The sequence below is a fragment of the Lentzea sp. NEAU-D7 genome (genome assembly GCF_026242055.1).
GTDB lineage: Bacteria > Actinomycetota > Actinomycetes > Mycobacteriales > Pseudonocardiaceae > Lentzea.
In genome coordinates, this window is the sequence record NZ_JAPJDL010000007.1 from 19,147 (window position 1) to 37,151 (window position 18,005).

The 18,005-nt window shown below is 68.9% G+C and carries 16 protein-coding genes; 6 read left to right on the forward strand and 10 right to left on the reverse strand.

Annotated elements, in window-relative coordinates:
- Positions 1–7: 7 nt before the first annotated feature.
- The 3 genes from ORI60_RS15845 to ORI60_RS15855 all read left to right on the forward strand — a co-directional run bounded on the left by ORI60_RS15845 (position 8) and on the right by ORI60_RS15855 (position 4,230).
- Entirely contained in the window at positions 8–985 is a 978-nt protein-coding gene (locus ORI60_RS15845) for an ABC transporter substrate-binding protein (protein ID WP_266038059.1), read from the forward strand.
- 223 nt (positions 986–1,208) lie between these two features.
- A complete protein-coding gene (locus tag ORI60_RS15850; protein WP_266038060.1) occupies positions 1,209–2,699 on the forward strand; it encodes an alpha/beta hydrolase in 1,491 nt (496 codons plus the stop codon).
- Between the two features lie 13 nt (positions 2,700–2,712).
- On the forward strand, positions 2,713–4,230 hold the full coding sequence (locus ORI60_RS15855) for an alpha/beta hydrolase (protein ID WP_266038061.1): 1,518 nt from the start codon (positions 2,713–2,715) through the stop codon (positions 4,228–4,230).
- Here the strand turns inward: ORI60_RS15855 and ORI60_RS15860 are convergent.
- Genes ORI60_RS15860 through wecB form a run of 3 tightly spaced genes read right to left on the reverse strand, consistent with a single transcriptional unit; the run spans position 4,215 to position 7,870 of the window.
- On the reverse strand, positions 4,215–4,829 hold the full coding sequence (locus tag ORI60_RS15860; protein ID WP_266038062.1) for a hypothetical protein: 615 nt from the start codon (positions 4,827–4,829) through the stop codon (positions 4,215–4,217). The two genes, ORI60_RS15855 and ORI60_RS15860, sit on opposite strands and share 16 nt — an antisense overlap.
- 12 nt (positions 4,830–4,841) lie before the next feature.
- On the reverse strand, positions 4,842–6,617 hold the full coding sequence (locus tag ORI60_RS15865) for a polysaccharide deacetylase family protein (RefSeq protein WP_266038063.1): 1,776 nt from the start codon (positions 6,615–6,617) through the stop codon (positions 4,842–4,844).
- Positions 6,614–7,870, reverse strand: a complete 1,257-nt coding sequence (gene wecB / locus ORI60_RS15870) for a non-hydrolyzing UDP-N-acetylglucosamine 2-epimerase (protein WP_266038064.1) — start codon at positions 7,868–7,870, stop codon at positions 6,614–6,616. Before wecB ends, ORI60_RS15865 begins: the two co-directional genes overlap by 4 nt.
- A 372-nt stretch (positions 7,871–8,242) precedes the next feature.
- Here wecB and ORI60_RS15875 point away from each other — a divergent pair, with 372 nt between their 5' ends.
- Complete coding sequence (locus ORI60_RS15875; protein ID WP_323055918.1) at positions 8,243–9,535, forward strand: glycosyltransferase family 2 protein; 1,293 nt, start codon at positions 8,243–8,245, stop codon at positions 9,533–9,535.
- Here ORI60_RS15875 and ORI60_RS15880 read toward each other — a convergent pair.
- The 5 genes from ORI60_RS15880 to ORI60_RS15900 form a co-directional block, all read right to left on the reverse strand.
- Positions 9,532–10,185: a response regulator gene (locus ORI60_RS15880; RefSeq protein WP_266038066.1), complete on the reverse strand. Its 654-nt coding sequence runs from the start codon at positions 10,183–10,185 to the stop codon at positions 9,532–9,534. The two genes, ORI60_RS15875 and ORI60_RS15880, sit on opposite strands and share 4 nt — an antisense overlap.
- Positions 10,176–11,687 carry a GAF domain-containing sensor histidine kinase gene (locus ORI60_RS15885; RefSeq protein ID WP_266038067.1) on the reverse strand — a complete coding sequence of 504 codons (1,512 nt, stop codon included), beginning with the start codon at positions 11,685–11,687 and terminating at the stop codon, positions 10,176–10,178. The genes ORI60_RS15880 and ORI60_RS15885 overlap by 10 nt, the downstream gene beginning before the upstream one ends.
- A 539-nt stretch (positions 11,688–12,226) precedes the next feature.
- Positions 12,227–12,835: a hypothetical protein gene (locus ORI60_RS15890; RefSeq protein WP_266038068.1), complete on the reverse strand. Its 609-nt coding sequence runs from the start codon at positions 12,833–12,835 to the stop codon at positions 12,227–12,229.
- The gene (meaB, locus tag ORI60_RS15895; RefSeq protein WP_266038069.1) at positions 12,832–13,782 is read right to left on the reverse strand and encodes a methylmalonyl Co-A mutase-associated GTPase MeaB; all 951 of its coding nucleotides are present in this window, start codon (positions 13,780–13,782) and stop codon (positions 12,832–12,834) included. Before meaB ends, ORI60_RS15890 begins: the two co-directional genes overlap by 4 nt.
- Before the next feature lie 11 nt (positions 13,783–13,793).
- Positions 13,794–14,984: an acetyl-CoA C-acetyltransferase gene (locus ORI60_RS15900; protein WP_266038070.1), complete on the reverse strand. Its 1,191-nt coding sequence runs from the start codon at positions 14,982–14,984 to the stop codon at positions 13,794–13,796.
- A gap of 125 nt (positions 14,985–15,109) precedes the next feature.
- Between ORI60_RS15900 and mce the strand changes: the two genes are divergently transcribed.
- Complete coding sequence (gene mce, locus ORI60_RS15905) at positions 15,110–15,550, forward strand: methylmalonyl-CoA epimerase (protein WP_266038071.1); 441 nt, start codon at positions 15,110–15,112, stop codon at positions 15,548–15,550.
- Here mce and ORI60_RS15910 read toward each other — a convergent pair.
- Together ORI60_RS15910 and ORI60_RS15915 are read right to left on the reverse strand one after the other, a co-directional pair.
- The gene (locus ORI60_RS15910; protein WP_266038072.1) at positions 15,519–16,079 is read right to left on the reverse strand and encodes a TetR/AcrR family transcriptional regulator; all 561 of its coding nucleotides are present in this window, start codon (positions 16,077–16,079) and stop codon (positions 15,519–15,521) included. The genes mce and ORI60_RS15910 overlap by 32 nt on opposite strands.
- A 60-nt stretch (positions 16,080–16,139) precedes the next feature.
- Positions 16,140–16,499, reverse strand: a complete 360-nt coding sequence (locus tag ORI60_RS15915; protein WP_266038073.1) for an SPW repeat protein — start codon at positions 16,497–16,499, stop codon at positions 16,140–16,142.
- A 164-nt stretch (positions 16,500–16,663) separates the two neighbouring features.
- On the opposite strand from ORI60_RS15915, the gene ccrA reads away from it, so the two are divergent.
- The gene (gene ccrA / locus ORI60_RS15920; protein ID WP_266038074.1) at positions 16,664–17,977 is read left to right on the forward strand and encodes a crotonyl-CoA carboxylase/reductase; all 1,314 of its coding nucleotides are present in this window, start codon (positions 16,664–16,666) and stop codon (positions 17,975–17,977) included.
- The last annotated feature ends 28 nt before the right edge of the window (positions 17,978–18,005 follow it).

The window sequence follows — 18,005 nt, forward strand, 5'->3', positions numbered from 1 at the left end:
TGGACCAATGAAGATCCGCTCCGCAGTGGTCGTCTCAGCCGCACTGCTCCTCGTCTCCGCCTGTGGCGGTGGTGGGCAGATCGGCGACTCGGGTTCGGGCAACTCGGCCGCGAACAAGAAGCTGGTGCTGATCCCCGGCATCACGGCGGAACCGTTCTACATCTCGATGCAGTGCGGTTTCGAGGAGGCGGCGAAGGCCGCGGGCTACGAGTTCGACACGCAGGCCCCCGCGAAGTTCGACGCGGCCCAGCAGACCCCGATCGTCACGGGCATCCTCGCGTCGAAGCCGGCCGCGGTCCTGATCGCGCCGACCGACGACAAGGCGATGGCGGGCCCGATGAAGCAGCTCAAGGACGCGGGCATCAAGGTCGTCGAGGTCGACACCAAGCTGCAGGACACCTCGATCGGCGTCTCCTCCATCTCGTCCAACAACGAGCAGGGCGGCAAGCTCGCGGCCGAGACGCTGAACAAGCTCGCCGCCGGCAAGTCCGGCTCGGTGCTGGTGCTCAACACCAAGGCCGGCACGTCCACCACGGACGCACGCGCGAAGGGCTTCGAGGACGCCATCAAGGCCTTCCCGAACCTCAAGTACATCGGCCAGCAGTACACCGACAACGAGCCCGCCACCGCGGCCTCGAAGGTGACCGCGACCCTGGCCGCGAACCCGGACCTGATCGGCGTGTTCGCGACCAACCTCAACACCGGTGAGGGCGCGGCGACCGGCCTGCGCAACGCGGGCAAGACCGGCACGGTGAACCTGGTCGGCTTCGACGCCTCGCCGAACCAGGTGAAGGACCTGCAGGCGGGCACCGTGCAGGCCCTGATCGCCCAGGACCCCGGCACGATCGGCAAGCAGGGCGTCGAGCAGGCGCTGGCCGCGATCGACGGCAAGGAGACCAAGCGCAACATCGAGACGGACCTCGTCGCCATCACGAAGGACGACGCGTCGGCCAACTCGAAGTACTTCTACAAGCAGTCCTGCTGAGTTCCGCCTTCCGAAGGGCCGTTCCCTCCCGGGGGACGGCCCTTCGGCCCGTCAGGGCTCGATGACGCTTGTCATGGCCTCTTGGCCGCGTTGGGCTAAGACCCAAGTCGTACGAACCCGTCATCCTTCAGCCGATGTCCAGCGTCCCCGGAACCGATGTGCTTGAGGCACATTGGAGGGGGCTCGAATGCTACGAAGGACAACCGCGGCGGCACTGGCCGTCGTGACCGCGACATCCCTGCTCATCGCACCACAGGCGACGGCGGCACCCACGCAGAAGATCCAGTGGCAGAAGTGTTTCGACACGCCGCCGCCGGGGCTTCCGCCGGGCGGCGACCGGCTGGAGTGCGGCAGCTTCACCGCGCCGATGGACTGGAACAACCCGCGCAACGGCAAGACGATCACCATCGCGGTCAGCCGCCTGGCGCCGAAGAGCGGCAAGGCCCAGCGGACCGTCTTCACCAACCCCGGCGGGCCGGGCGGACCCGGTCTCACCCTCCCGCTGGTCTACCTCGACCGGCCCAAGCTGAGCGACAACGCCGAGATCATCGGCATCGACGTGCGCGGCACGGGCGCCAGCAGCAACGTCACCTGCGGCAGCTTCGACGCGACGGGGCTGACCGATCCGCGCGACCGCAGCAAGGCCAACCTCGACCTGGTCTACGGCGCGATGAAGCTGCACGCCGAGTTCTGCCAGGCCCGGTCGGGCGAGTTCGGCAGGTACGTCACCACCGACCAGACGGTGAAGGACCTGGACCTGCTGCGGCAGGTGCTGGGCAAGCAGAAGGTCAGCTGGCTCGGCTACTCGGGCGGCAGCTGGCTGGGCGCCTACTACGCCACGTACTTCCCCAGGACGCTGGACAAGATCGTGCTCGACTCCAACGTCGACTTCACCTCGCCGTGGCAGGAGGCGTTCGACGACTGGGGCATGGGCTTCGAGCGCCGCTTCCGGGTCGACTACCTGCCGTGGGTGGCGAAGTACGACAGCGTCTTCCACCTCGGCAAGACCGCCGAGGAGGTGCGCCAGTCCTACGAACGCACCCGCGCCAAGCTCAACGAGCAGCCCGTGACGCGGCCGGAAGGCGTGTACAACGGCGTGCAGTTCGACCTCTTGTTGCGCGGCACGCTCTACGTGAAGGACAGCTTCGAGCAGGGCACGCAGATCTTCGCGGAGCTCGCCGGCACCGTGCCCGCGCAGCCGAAGGCACTGGCCACCTACCCGGACGCGCAGACCGCCACGGCCTACTCGATCCTGTGCAACGACACGAAGTTCCGCGGTGACAGGAAGTTCCTCGAACGCGAGGCCGCGGTGAACGGCGCGAAGTGGCCGCTCGTCGGCTACTACCAGATCGCCGGTCCGTGCGCGTTCTGGGACCGGCCGGACGTGAACCTCAAGAAGCCCACCGGAATCGGCGTGCCGACGACGTTGATGGTGCAGTCCGTGCGCGACGCGGCGACGCCGCTCGAAGGCGCGCAGCGAGCACACCGCAACTTCAGGAACTCGGTGATGCTGACCGTCGAGAACGAGGGCGACCACGGCATCTACGGCCTGGGCAACGACTGCGTGAACGACATCGTCGAGCGCTACCTCGTCGACGACGTCACGCCCGTGAAGGACCTGACGTGCCAGGGAGTTCCGCTCCCCGCCCCGGGCGAGACGAAGCAGAACCCGCTCGCGAACGCACGCCGGCTCGCGACCCATCTCGGCAAGTAGCAGGGGGAAACGCATGCACCGCAAGAAGATCGCGGCGGCACTCGCCGCCGTCACCGCGACATCGCTGCTGATCGCGCCACCGGCCCAGGCGGCCGGACTGGCCGACCAGCGGATCACGTGGCAGAAGTGCACCGACGAGCCGGGATTCGAACGGCTGGAGTGCGGCAGCTTCACCGCGCCGATGGACTGGAACGACCCGCGCAACGGCAAGACCATCACGATCGCCGTCAGCCGCACCGTTCCGTTGAACGGCAAGGCGAAGACCACGGTCTTCACCAACCCCGGCGGCCCCGGCGGTGCCGGGCGCACGTTGCCGATGATCTACCTGAACCGGCCGAAGCTCAGCGAGAACGCCGAGGTCGTCGGCATCGACCCGCGCGGCACCGGAGGCAGCGACAACGTCACGTGCGGCGGCTACCAGCACCGCCTCGCCAGCGACTGGCGCGACCGCAGCGAGGCGGGCCTCGACCTGATCTACGGCGGCATGGAGCTGCAGGCGAAGTTCTGCCAGACCAAGTCCGGCGAGCTCGGCAGGTACATCACCACCGAGCAGACGGTGCGCGACCTCGACCTGCTCCGGCAGATCCTGGGCCGCAAGAAGGTCAGCTGGATCGGCTACTCCGCCGGCAGCTGGATGGGCGCCTACTACGCCACCTACTTCCCCAAGACGCTGGACAAGATCGTGCTCGACTCCAACACCGAGTTCACCGAGTCGTGGCAGGAGGTGTTCGACAACCTCCCGGCGGGCGCCGAGCTCCGGTTCCGCGTCGACTTCCTGCCGTGGGTCGCCAAGTACGACAACGTGTTCCACCTCGGCAAGACCGCGGAGGAGGTGCGCCAGAAGTACGAGACCACCCGCGCACGGCTGGCCGAGCAGCCCCTCACGCTGCCGGACGGCACCGTCGTCACGCCGGTCCTGCTGGACGCACTGATCTTCGGCGGTCTGTACAGCAAGGACTCGTTCGCGGGCACGGCCGAGCTGTTCGCGTACATCGCACAGCCCGCCGCGCTGGCCAAGTCGGCGCCGAAGCAGTACCCGGACGCGCTGATGGGCACGCAGATGTCGATCATGTGCAACGACACCCCGTTCCGCGGTGACCGCAAGTCGCTGGAGCGCGAGGGCAACAGGAGCGTCAAGAAGTACTCGCTCGTCGGCGGTTACCAGGTGACCGGCCCGTGCGCGTGGTGGGACCGCCCCGACGTGCACCTCAAGCGCCCCACCGGCAAGGGCGTGGACTCCGCGCTCATGGTCCAGTCGGTGCGCGACCCCGCGACGCCGCTCGCGGGCGCGCAACGGGCACACGCGAAGTTCGCCAACTCGCGCATGCTCACCGTGCGGGACGAGGGCGACCACGGCATCTACGAGTTCGGCAACGACTGCGTCAGCGACGTGGTGGAGAGCTACCTCGTCGACGGCGTGGTGCCGCGCAAGGACCTGAGCTGCCCCGGCGTGCCGCTGCCGGCACCCGGCGAGAGCACGGGCAACCCGCTCACCAGGGCGCGGGAGCTGGCGGTTCAGCTCGGCTGGTGAATCTCCAGCACGGCCTGGGCGAACGTCGTGTACCAGGGGCTTTCGGTGAACCCCGGTCCGGTCTCCTCGCCCAGGTAGAGGTCGATGTGCCGCTCGCCGCCGAGCCCTGGCGTGAACTCGTCGGTGATCTCCCAGGAGGAGGACGCGAGCTTGCGGCACACGACCGGGTCGACGTTGCCGCCCTCGGGGGTCTGTCCACACGAGACCAGCTTGATCCGCGAGCCGGTCCTGACCCCGTCGGCGGCGGCGGAGACGAAGGGCTTCAGGGGCTTGCCGAACGAGTCGCGCGGCTCGTCGTCCAGCCAGTAGCCCTTGTCGTGGGACCAGTTGAGGTACCGGCCGGAGGTCATCCGGCCGGTACCTTCGTCCTCGACCGCCCGCGCGAACGACCGCGGGACCGTGCCGAGCAGGTCGTCACCGTGCTCGCAGTCGATGACCCGGCAGCCCCGCACGGCCACCGCGGGTCCGCTGTGGAACGACTCGACGGCCGTGTAGTAGACGGTGACCTGCCAGCCCTCGTCGGTGGCGCCGGGGTGCGGCGGCGCCACCTGACCGGCAGAGCACCCGGCCAGCAGCAGCACCGCCCACGTCCAGCGCACCGGACCTCCTTGTCACCCCGCCATCACGGTGCCGACGGACACGAACTGGTAGCCCGCGTTCTTCAGCCCCGAGACGGTCTGCTGCAGGTACCCGGTACCGAGGTACGGGTGGTAGAAGAAGCTCGCGACACCATCATCGACCACCTTGAGCTGGTTCGCCGTCTTGACCAGGTCGGCCGGCAGGCGAGCCGGGTGGTTGTTGAACGGCTCGGGCTCGACGTTGCCCACCGCCTCCGGCGCCACGACCGAGCCGTAGACGTCGCGGACCAGGTACGGGAAGTACTGGCCGTAGATCTTGTCGTACTGCGGCGTGCCGGCGCCGCACGCGCCACCGGGGCAGTACCCGGCGAAGTACAGGCCGCGGTCGTAGCGCTTGCCGAAGTTCTGCTGGATGACCTGGTAGTCCACGGCCGACGCGGCGTAGTGCGGCGGTTCGAAGATGGCGGGCTTCGGGAAGCCGGCCTGCGCGAGCGCGGTCGTCGCCGAGTTGATCCGGCCCTGCATCCACGCCGCCGAGTCACCGGGGACCGGGCCGTCGTAGATCACGCTGTCGTTCTCGTTGACGTGGGCCGTGTAGAACTCGAAGTCGTTGCCGCTGCGGCCGTCGTACGGGTTGACCAGCTTCCCGAACTGGTGCGTGTAGCCGTGCATCAGGATCGTGCCGCCGCGCTGGACCATGTACTGCAGCGCCTTGATGACCTGTGGCTTCTGCGCGAGGTTCGCCGCCTCCGGCACGCCGTTGTTGTCGGCGCCCAGCGGGTTCTCGAAGCGCGGGTAGACGGCGATGCTGAACGGGACGTTCTGCGACTTAAGGTAGTCCGCGACCGCGCGCAGCTCGTTCGGGTCGGCGTCGGGGCCGACGTCCTCGATGCGCACCAGCGCCCGCTTGCGGTCGGCCATCGCCGGGTTCGAGACCTTGCTGATCAGGTCCGCCGCGGCCAGGTAGCGGTCGCCGTGGTCGACGTAGCTGAACGGGATCTCACCGATGTAGGTCAGGTTCCTGGCCTTGGTCGCCCAGTTGATCGGGCCCGCCGCCGAGCCGGTCGCGACGGCCGGCGCCGACGCGATCGCCGGGTCGGTGATCGAGGTGATCATCAGACCGGACGGGGTCGCGAGCGGGTTGCGGCCGAGGTCGGTGTTCTCGTAGCGGACGGTGGTCGCGGCACCGGTGTCGTACTGCACCCAGTTCCAGCCGTACGTGGCCTGGAAGCTCGGGGCACGCGCGGTGAGCTGCCAGATGTTGTGCGCCATCCACAGCACCGGCTTGCTGCCCGCGAGCACGTCGTCGAGGAACGCCACCGGGATCGGCTCGTCGTAGGTCGAGCCGATGTAGATCACGCCGGTGTAGCCGGACATCTCGCCGGCGGTGTACGAGCCGACGGGGTGCATGGCGTACGCGCTGCCGTGCGACGCGAGGTTGCCCGCCTGCACCGCGTAGGCCTCACCCAGCCACGCCCACGGCCCCGTGCTGTCGTACAGGATCAGCGTCTTCTGCGACGCCTTCGCACCGGGCGCGCCGCCCCCGTTCGTGCCGGCTTGCGCCGAGGCCAGCCCGAGCGTGCCTAAAGCGGTGGAGATGACACCGGGCTGCGTGGTGCGCTTGGTGATGCGTGAGCTGGTCGCGGACGGTTTCGTGGTCGTCAGCGGCGGCGCGGGAAGCACGTTCTCCGCGAGCTCGCCGACGGCGTCCAGCTTGAGCGGGAGGGGCGCGGCCTGGGCGGCGGGCGCGGGAACCATCGCTACCGCGAGCGCAACCCCGGCGGCGACCTTGAGCAGTCGGCTTCTCATGCCACATCAACCTCTCCGGACATGCGCACGGTCGCGCTGCCCGCGTAAGGAGCGAACTCGGCGGGTCGCTGCTGTTGCAGGCCCAGCAGCCAGGCCAGTGCTTGTTCGGTGCGCACGGACGCGAGCCCGTCGCCGAACGGGTTGCCGTCGGCGGTCATCGCCTCGCGCGCGGAGGGGCTGTCGAGCAGCTGGAGGGTGAGCGCGGTGATGCGCTCGCGGTCGGTGCCGACGAGGACGGCACAGCCCGAGTTGACCGCCTCCATGCGTTCGGTCACGTCGCGCAGCACCAGCGCCGGGACGCCGAACGACGGCGCCTCCTCCTGGATGCCGCCCGAGTCGGACAGCACCAGCGTGCTCTGCGCGAGCAGCCGGGCCATCTGGGCGTACGGCAGCGGGTCGGTGACCGTGACGCGGGCGACGCCGCCCAGCACGTCCACCACCTGCTGGCGGACGTCGGGGTTCGGGTGCGCGGGGAGCACGACCTCAACGTCGGGCCGTTCCCGCACGATGTCCGCGACGGCGTGCAGCACCTGGTCGAGCGGCTCGCCCCACGACTCGCGGCGGTGCGCCGTGACCAGCACGAGCCGCGACTGTCCGGCGTGGACCCGGTTCTCGATCTCCTGCAGCCGGCTGTCGCCGTAGGGCGCGCGGCGGGCGGCGACGTCGAGCACGGCGTCCACCACGGTGTTGCCGATGGTCAGGACGTTGTTGCCCTGCAACGACTCCGCGGCGAGGTGCGCGGCCGAGTCCGCGGTCGGCGTGAGGTGCAGTGACGCGAGCTGGCCCACCATCTTGCGGTTCCCCTCCTCGGGGAACGGCGAGGTGAGGTCGTGCGAGCGCAGCCCGGCTTCCAGGTGCACGACGGGGATCTGCCGCCAGAACGCGGCGAGCGCGCCCGCGAGCGTCGTCGTCGTGTCGCCCTGCACGAGCACCGCGCCCGGCGTGCGTTCGGCGAAGAGCCGGTCGAGCTCCTCGATCAGCTGGCTGGTCAGTTCGGCCTGGCCGCCGGTGACGCGGTTCAGCTTCAGCCTGACGTCGGCCGTGAAGCCGAACGACTCCAGCGCCTGGTCGACCATCTCCGGGTGCTGCCCCGAATTCACGAGGACGGGCCGGAGACGACCGCACGCGAACATCGCCGCGGCCACCGGCGCCATCTTCACTGCTTCAGGGCGCGTTCCCGCGACCAGGAAAACTTCGGGAACCTCCCCCCGGTAGAACTGCCGAGGGCCGGGCACCAGGGCACTTAGTCCCATCTTCTACCTCTTTGAACGTCCAGGCACGCGCGGCGAACGTGCGCCATCATCGCGGTGTTCGGGCACCGCCGACAATCAATTGGTACCCGTCTCGCGGGGTACCGCCATATCGGTGATCGACTGTGCGAACCTCGTGTAACGAAGGTCTATTCGTACCCGATATGGCCAGGTGACGACCTGCTAAGCTGACCACGATCTTCGCCTTGAACACCTGCTCCTGGCCTTGCTGTCTGGTATCTCGCACCGGCCCAGCGCTTCGTTACCAGGAGCCAGAATGACTCAACTTCACATCCGGTCCGTTGTTGTTGCTCCCGCAACCGCTTTTGTAGACAGGTTTGTGTCATGACAGACACGACACAATTCGCGACGTTCATGCTCGTCCTGCTGGTGTTTTGGCCCTGCTACAACCTGGTGCTCGCACTGTTTGTCTGGTGGCGTCCGAAACCGGGCGGACCGGGAGTTCCCTCGCGGCATCCTTTGCAGTACTGGATCATCATTCCGGCGTTGAACGAGGAACGTGTCGTAGCAAATACCGTGCGTGCCGCACTCGCTTTGGACGGAGCCCGCACACCGGTTCAGGTCGTCGTCGTCGACGACGGCTCGGACGACGGCACCCCGCGCGTGCTCGCCGAGATCGACGACCACCGGCTGCACGTGCTCAGACGCACCCTGCCGGACGCCCGCAAGGGCAAGGGCGAAGCGCTGAACCACGCCTTCGCCTACATCCGCGGCATCGCGGAGGAGGCCGGCACGGTCCACCGCACGATCGTCGGCGTGATCGACGGCGACGGCCGCGGCGAGCCCGGCATGCTGTCCGAGATCTCCGCGTACTTCGCACAACGCGCCGTCGGCGCCGTGCAGTGCCGTGTCCGGATCCACAACCGCACCAACCTGCTGGCGTTCCTGCAGGACCTGGAGTTCAGCTGCGTGGTCGACGCCTCGCAGTCGTTGCGGGACGCCGTCGGCACGGTCGGGCTCGGCGGCAACGGCCAGTTCGTGCGCCTGAGGACGTTGATGGACCTGGGCGAGGCGCCGTGGTCGGCGTGCCTGGTCGAGGACCTGGAGCTGGGTCTGCGCGTGCACCTGACCGGCCAGCGCATCCGGTACGCCACCCACGCGACGATCACCCAGCAGGGCCTGGTCGACGTGCAGCGGCTGCTGCGGCAGCGCACCCGGTGGGGGCAGGGCAACCTGCAGTGCCTCGGGTACGTGCCGAAGCTGATCAGGGCCAAGCACGTGGGTTCCGTCGCGCTGATGGAGTTCCTGCAGTACCTGCTGACGCCGTGGCTGGTCGCGCCGATGACGGTGCTCGTCACCGCGTTGGTGGGCGTCAACTTCTACGCGCAGTTCACCGGGCTGGAGATCGGCGGGTTCACCGCGAGCGGCTCGAGCACCCTGCTGGCGCTGGGGATCTGGCTGGTGGCCCTGCTGCTGCCCGGCCTCATCTGGGGCCTGGTGCACCGGCTCAAGCACGGCGACGAACCGCTGTGGAGATGCCTGCTCGTCAGCCTGGCCTATCCGCTCTTCCTGATCCTGGGTTCGGTGTCGACGTTGCGCGCGCTGTACCGGCACTTCGCCGGGCGCAACACGTGGGCGAAGACGGAACGCCTGGCGGAGAAGGAAGTTCCGGCGGTGGCGATGAACCCGCTGCCGAAGATCGCCTAGAAGGTGCCGGGGTGGGCGCGTCTGCGCCGGGCCGCGTAGACGCCCGCCTCGGTGCGGCGGTCGAAGCCCAGCTTGTGCAGGAGTGACGACACGTAGTTCTTGACGGTCTTCTCGGCGAGGAACAGGCGGTTCGCGATCTGCCTGTTGGTCATGCCCTCGGCGATGAGGTCGAGGATGCGGCGTTCCTGGGGGCTCAGCGCGGCGTAGCGCGGATCCTCCTCGGGCCCGCCGCGGAGTCGTTGCAGGACGGTGGCCGTGACGCCGGCGTGCAGGAGCGACCCGCCCGAGGCGAGGGTGCGGACGGCGGCCACGAGGTCGTTGCCGGACACCTCTTTCAGCATGTAGCCGGCCGCGCCGGCCATGATCGCGCCGAACAGCGCCTCGTCGTCCGAGTAGGACGTGAGCATCAGGCACGCGGGCGGCGGCTGCACCAGGCTCCTGATCTCCCGGCACACCGTGACACCGTCGCCGTCGGGCAACCGCACGTCGATGATCGCGACATCGGGTCTGAGCCGGGTCGCCTGCGCGACCGCGGCCGTGGCGCTGTCCGCCTGGCCGACGACGTCGACGTCCTCCGCCTGCGCCAGCAACTGCACGAGCCCGCGCCGCACGATCTCGTGGTCGTCCACGAGCAGCACCGCTATCGCCATCTCGCCTCCTGCAGCACCAGTGGGACGAACCAGGTGATGCTCACTCCCGCACCGGGGATCGAGTCGACCGCGCAGTCGCCGTGGTGACGCCGCGCCCGAGCCGCCATGTTCGCCAGTCCACCGGCGTGATGGGGCACGCCGTCGGAATCGTCAGCCAACGGCAAGCCCCGGCCGTCGTCCTTGACCATGAGCTCAAGGCTCGTCACGGTGCGATCCACGCTCACGGCAACAGCGACATGCTTAGCTCTCGCGTGGCGCACCACATTCGTTAGCGCCTCCCGGAGCGTGGCGAGCAAATCGGGCCGAACCTGGTCCGGCACAACGCTGTCCAACGGCCCTTCGAGCGACACGTCCGGCTCGAAGCCGAGCAGGCGTGCGGACTCGTGCACCGCGTTGAGCAGCTGGCCGCGCAGGCTCGTGCTCCCGGACGGCGGTTCCTGCAGGGAGAAGATGGTGCGGCGGATCTCGCGGATCGTGTGGTCGACCTCCTCCACGAACCCGCTGATCCGCTCGACGAGCTCGGGCTTGCCGCTCATCCCGATCAGCCCCTGCAACCCGAGCCCGAGCCCGAACAGCCGCTGGATCACCAGGTCGTGCAGATCCCGCGCGATGCGGTCGCGGTCCTCCAGCACCGCGAGCCGCTCGGTGTCGCTCCTAGCTCGCGTGAACTCCAGCACCAGCGCGGCCTGCGCCGCGAAGGCCTCGATCAGATCGGGGTCGTCGAAGCTGGGCTCACCCGGCGGTCGCGCGACGATGAGAACGCCGATCGTCCGTTCCCCCACCGTGAGCGGCACGATCGCCGACGCTCCCGGCACCGCGGCCAGCCTGCCCTCGTCGTGGCACTCGCCCTGGCCCGACTGGTAGACCCGGTAGGTGGCGGTGCCCTTTTTCGGCACCCGCATGCCCTCGGCGTCGTACGAACCGCCGTCGGTCACCTCGATGACGAGATCACCGTTCCGATCGGGCAGCACCACCGCCGCGAAGTCGGCGTTCGCCGTCGTGCGCGCGGTCTTCGCGACGAGGTAGAGCGCGTCACGGCCGTTCGTGCCCATCAGCAGGTCGGTGGTCACCTCGGCGGCGGCGCGAAGCCACACCTCGCGCTTGCGTGCCTGTTCGTAGCGGTCCAGGTGGCCGACGGCGCTGCCCGCCGCCGTCGACAGCGCGGCGAGGATGTCGCGGTCCTGAGCGGTGAACTCCGCCTTGCCCGCCAGGAAGAGGTTGCCGAACGTCTCGTCGTGGACCTTGATCGGCGCGCCCAGGAAGTCCGCTACTCCGATCGAGCGCGGGTCACCGGACGTGATCTCGACCTGGCCGTCGTGGTGGCCGCCGAACTCGGTGAGCTCCTTGTGGCCGTTGATCACCGCCAGCGCGCCGTAGGGGGCCTCGATCAGTTCGCAGGCGGACTCGACGACGTGGCGAAGCAGTTCGGGCAGGGTGTCGTCCTCGGCGAACGACAGCACCACGTCCAGCACCCGCTGTTCCGTGCTCACCTTGACGCCCACGGCTTCACCCCTCAGGGGGATAGAAGTGACCACCGCACGAACGACTGAGGGTAACTCCCGAGCGTAGTCAAGGGGGAGACCAGCACTGCAAACAGTGAACTTTGGGACTACTGAGAGTAGAGGGGCGTCTTGTTGGGTGCGTGTGGCGTGCTGGGTTTCGCAGAGCGCGGGTCGGCTTGCGCCGGCTGGCGCCGGTTCCAGCGGGGCGGCCGCCAATGCGTTCGGGTCGCTTTGCGTGGGTGGTTGGGCGGGCAGTACCGAGCCGGTGCCGGTCATCGCCGCTGCGCGTCGATAGCGATTGGGGCTTGACCTTGAGCCTCTGGCGGGATGCTGAAACGGCCGGAAAAGGCCGGGCTGAAAAGCGCCCGGCCGTGCCCATGAGGGGAGCATCCCGCCCCCTCAAGGTCAAGCCCCAATCGCCGTCGGGGTTGCGCCACCACCGCTTATTCGGCAGGCCGTAGTTCACACGCCTCGGCTTCGCCATTGCGTTGGGTGGGAGGGTGGCTCGGCTCCGCCGTTGCCGCGCAGCGGCTGGTTGCTCAGTGCAGGCCGACCGTGAAGCCCTCGTCGATCACTCCGCGGTAGATCTGCGGAGCGAACGTCCTCAGTCCGTGGTCGATCGGGCCGATGAACCCGGCCGAGTCGCCGAGCGGCAGCCGGTACCCGTTCTGCACCCGGTGGAACTCCCACAGGGGCTCCATCGTCGGGTGCGCGGGCCGGAACTGGCGCGGGTCGCGCGGGTGCAGGTCTACGCGCACCAGGGTTCTGGGCACCAGGGCGTCTGCCAGCTGGACCGCGCGTTCCCGGGTGCGGGAGATCGAGATCGCGCCCAGTTCCTGCCAGGCCACCGCCCACGGCATGCCCTGCGGGTCGTCCAGGCGGATGCCCTGCTGCTCGATGACCAGTTTGCGGGGGCGGGAGATGGTCTTCCACTTGACGACGGCCATGACGCCGATGCCCGTGAACGCGATGCCGATGACGGCGGCGATGCTGCCGCCCACCGGTTCGCCGTCCACGAAGGCGGTGACGGCGCCCACCAGGGCGAGGATGCCCAGGACCCCGGCGACCGAGCCGCCGATCAGCACCTTGCGGGTGTCGCTCTTGCCGAGGTCGACGATGACGGGTGGAGGTGCTCCCCAAGCGGTCATGGCCGCAGATTACCGCTGATCAACAGGTCTGCCGCGGCAAAAGGGTCGAGTTCGCCGGAGACCACGCGCTTCGCGAGCTGGTCCACCGGGCCGAAGCGGGTGCGGACGCGGTCCACGGCGATCGCCTCGATCTCGGCGCCCGCCCTGCGCAGGCGGCGTTCCAGGAGTTCGCCGTGCTCGGCCATCCAGGTGTGGTGCTCGGCGATCGCCTCGACCACGCGGTCGAGGCCTTCCATGCGGGCGGCCACCGTTTTGACCACCGGTGGGCGCCAGGCCGGGCCGGAGCGGTCGCGGCGACCCAGCGAGATCATGTACTTGAGGTCGCGCGCGGTCTGGTCCGCGCCGTCGCGGTCGGCCTTGTTGACCACGAAGACGTCCGCGATCTCCAGGATGCCCGCCTTCGCGGCCTGGATGCCGTCGCCCATGCCAGGCGCCAGCAGGACGATGGTCGTGTCGGCGAGGGCGACGATCTCCACCTCGGACTGGCCGACGCCGACCGTCTCCACGAGGACCACGTCGAAGCCGGCGGCGTCGAGCACGCGCAACGCCTGCGGGGTCGCCCAGGAGAGGCCGCCGAGGTGGCCTCGGGTGGCCATCGAGCGGATGAAGACGCCGGGGTCGGTGGCGTGGTCACCCATGCGCACGCGGTCGCCCAGCAGGGCACCGCCGGAGAACGGGCTGGACGGGTCGACGGCGATCACGGCGACACGCTTGCCCTCGGCGCGGAAGGCGCGCACAAGAGCGTTCGTGGAGGTCGACTTGCCCACGCCCGGGGCGCCCGTCAGGCCGATGACCTGGGCGTTGCCGGTGTGCGGGGCGAGCGCCGCGGCCACCTCCGGAAGGGCCGAGCTCGCCTGTTCCACCAGCGAGATCAGTCTGGCGACCGCGCGCGGCTCGCCGTCACGCGCGCGGTCGACCAGTCCTGCTACGTCAACAGCTGTGGCCACAGCCGGGAACACTAGGCCTTGGCGGGCACGCGGATGATCAGAGCGTCGCCCTGACCACCACCACCGCACAGTGCCGCGGCACCCACGCCGCCGCCCCGGCGCTGCAGCTCGAGAGCGAGGTGCAGCGCGATGCGGGCGCCGGACATGCCGATCGGGTGGCCCAGCGCGATGGCGCCGCCGTTGACGTTGACCTTGTCCTCGGAGATTCCGAGCTGACGGGACGAGACGATGCCGACCGCCGCGAACGCCTCGTTGATCTCGATCAGGTCGAGGTCGGCGGGGTCGATGCCCTCCTTGGCGCACGCGGCCTTGATGGCGTTGGACGGCTGCTCGTGCAGCGAGGCGTCGGGACCCGCGACGACGCCGTGGGCGCCGATCTCCGCGATCCACTCCAGGCCCAGCTCCTCGGCCTTGGCCTTGCTCATCACGACCACGGCGGCCGCGCCGTCGGAGATCTGCGACGCCGAGCCCGCGGTGATCGTGCCGTCCGCGGCGAACGCCGGGCGCAGCTTGCCGAGCGAGTCGGCGGTCGTGTCCGCGCGGACGCCCTCGTCCGTGCTGAACAGGATCGGGTCGCCCTTGCGCTGCGGGATCGCGACGGGCGCGATCTCGGCGTCGAACACGCCGTTCTCGGCGGCCTTCGCGGCGAGCTGGTGCGACCGCGCGGAGAACGCGTCCTGCTCCTCGCGGGTGACGCCGTAGCGGCCGTTGTACTTCTCGGTCGAGACGCCCATCGCGACCTGGTCGAACGCGCAGAACAGACCGTCGTGCGCCATGTGGTCGACCATCGTCACGTCGCCGTACTTGAACCCGCCGCGCGACTTCGGCAGCAGGTGCGGCGCCTGCGTCATCGACTCCTGGCCACCGGCCACGACGACGTCGAACTCGCCGGCGCGGATCAGCTGGTCGGCCAGCGCGATCGCGTCGATGCCGGACAGGCAGACCTTGTTGATGGTCAGCGCGGGCACGCTCATCGGGATGCCCGCGGCGACCGCGGCCTGGCGGGCGGGAATCTGGCCCGCACCGGCGGTGAGCACCTGACCCATGATCACGTACTGCACCTGCTCGGGGGCCACGCCGGCGCGTTCCAGTGCCGCCTTGATCGCGACGCCACCCAGCTGGGCGCCCGAGAAGTCCTTGAGCGACCCCAGCAGTCGGCCCATCGGGGTACGCGCCCCGGCGACGATCACGGAACCGGACACAACTGCCTCCATTGGAAGAGCGAACGGTCGTTAACTAGGCACCATACCTGGGGCTACTGGGCGGTAATCGTGTGAGACCCCGCACAGGAGCACCTGCACCGATCAGGTAGATACCCTTGCCCGCTATGAACGCAGACCTCGCTCGATTCGTGACCGCGATCGACCACGTGGGCATCGCCGTGCCCGACCTCGACGTCGCCATCGCGTTCTACCGCGACAACTTCGGCCTTGAGGTCGCTCACGAAGAGGTGAACGAGGAGCAGGGCGTGCGCGAGGCGATGCTGCACGCGCCCGGCGACCACGCGGGCACCGCGATCCAGCTGCTGGCGCCGCTGAACGAGGACTCCACGATCGCCAAGTTCATCGGCCGCTCCGGTCCCGGCCTGCAGCAGCTCGCCTACCGGGTGTCCGATGTGGACGTCGCGGCGGACGCGCTGCGGGCGAAGGGCCTGCGCCTGCTCTACGACGCGGCCAAGCGCGGCACGTCCGACAGCCGGGTCAACTTCGTGCACCCGAAGGACGCGGGCGGCGTGCTCATCGAGCTGGTCGAGCCTGCAAAGCGCTAGCGACGAAAGCCAGTTCGCGGTCGATCGGGTCCTCCTCGTCGCTGTGCCTCGCCACCGAATGGCGGTAGCTGACGGCCAGCGCGAGGAGGGCCGCGGCGGCCTCGACGTCCTTGATCGCGACGGCGGCGCCGCCCGCGGCCAGGATGACCTGCTTGATCTGCGCCGCGACGTTGTCGTAGCGCGCCCGCATCGCGTCGCGCACGGCCGAATGCGTATCCGCTTCACGCCACAGCAGGTGGGACAGCAGCGGCGAGGCGTTCAGGCGCGCGTCGAGCGCGGCCACGAGCCTTCTGAGCGACTCCGCGACATCTCCCGCGACGACGACCCTGCGGTGGTCGACCGTGCTGTCCGGCAACCGCGCGACCAGCGCGGCGAGCAGGTCCTTCTTGCGGTTGAAGTAGTAGTGCACCAGGCCTTTGGGCACGCCGGCGCGTTCGGCGATCCTCGAGGTCGGGGTGGCGTCGAAGCCTCCGTCGGCGAAGAGCTCCTCCGCCGCGGCCAGGATGCGTTCCTTGGCCGAGTCCTCCACGCGTTCCTCCACGGCTGTGTGGGCCCAAGAAGCTCCTGGGCCCACAGGTTTTCCGGCTGATCAGTGCGGCTGCGCCGCGGCCGAGTGCGCGGCGTTCGCGGAGGGCATCGCCAGCGCCCCCGCGGCCACGGTGAGCACACCACCGACCCAGGAGACCCACGAGGCCGCCATCAGGTCGCTGTAGCCCATCACCCACGGAGAGATGAACAGCAGTGCTCCGAGCACCATCTGCACGTACTCCCCGTAGATCATCGCGGGCCTGGCGAGGTCGACGAGTCCGTCGACCGCGATGAGCGCGCCGAGCACGATCATCGTCCACATGGCCGCGTTCGAGGTGTCCACGACGAGCGGAGACAGCAGCACCAGAACGCCGATCGCCACCTCGGCCCAGTCCTGCCACCTGGTCCACGCCTTGGTCATCTCCACCACCTCCTCCTTGCTCGGACGCTTCGATCGTCCTCCTTGGTTGGCCGCCCGGTCAACACTTCTGAGTGGAATCCCTCACAAGCGCGCATCTGAATCGGTTACTGCTGAGTAACCTCCGGCAACCTGCGACTATCCCTCACTCGGGAAGGAATGCCGCCGTGCAGAAGATCCTTGACGCGATCCTGGCCGACGAGCTGGACGCGATCGGTTCCTTGGACGTTCCGGAGAGCTATCGGGGCGTGACGGTGCACGCGGACGAGGCCGACATGTTCTCGGGCCTCGAGACGCGGGACAAGGACCCGCGCAAGTCGCTGCACGTCGACGAGGTCGCCACGCCGGAGCTCGGTCCTGGTGAGGCGCTGGTCGCCGTCATGGCGTCCGCGATCAACTACAACACCGTGTGGACCTCGATCTTCGAGCCGGTGTCCACGTTCGGCTTCCTCAAGAAGCTGGGTGGCCGCCACAACCTGCCGTACCACGTCGTGGGCTCGGACCTGGCCGGCGTCGTCGTGCGCACCGGTCCCGGCGTCACCGCGTGGAAGCCGGGCGACCGCGTCGTGGCGCACTGCTTGGACGTGCCGCTGGAGGCGCCGGACGGCCACAACGACACGATGCTCGACCCGCAGCAGCGGATCTGGGGCTTCGAGACGAACTTCGGTGGCCTCGCGGACCTCGCGCTGGTGAAGTCGAACCAGCTGATGCCGATGCCGAAGCACCTCACGTGGGAAGAGGCGGCGTCGCCGGGCCTGGTGAACTCCACCGCGTACCGCCAGCTCGTGTCGACCAACGGCGCGAACATGAAGCAGGGCGACACCGTGCTGATCTGGGGCGCGTCGGGCGGCCTCGGTTCGTACGCCACGCAGTTCGCGCTGAACGGTGGCGCCACGCCCATCTGCGTCGTCTCCTCGCCGGAGAAGGCGGAGATCGTCCGTTCCATGGGCGCCGAACTGATCATCGACCGCTCCGCCGAGGGCTACAAGTTCTGGAAGAACGAGCACGAGCAGGACCCGCGCGAGTGGAAGCGGTTCGGCGCTCGCATCCGTGAGCTGACGGGCGGCGAGGACCCGGACATCGTGTTCGAGCACCCCGGCCGCGAGACCTTCGGCGCGTCGGTGTTCGTGGCGCGCAAGGGCGGCAAGATCGTGACGTGCGCGTCGACCTCCGGGTACATGCACCAGTACGACAACCGCTACCTGTGGATGAACCTGAAGAGCATCATCTCCTCGCACTTCGCGAACTACCGCGAGGCGTGGGAGGCGAACCGGTTGATCGCAAAGGGAAAGATCCACCCGACGGTGTCCAAGGTGTACTCAATGGACGAAACGGGCCAGGCGGCGCACGACGTCCACCGCAACGTGCACCAGGGCAAGGTCGGCGTGCTCTGCCTTGCGCCGGAAGAAGGTCTTGGTGTGCTGGATCACGAACTGCGCGCGAAGCACCTCACAGCTATCAATCGATTCCGGGGTGTATGACCTTCCGGGGTTACCCGAACGGGTAGCG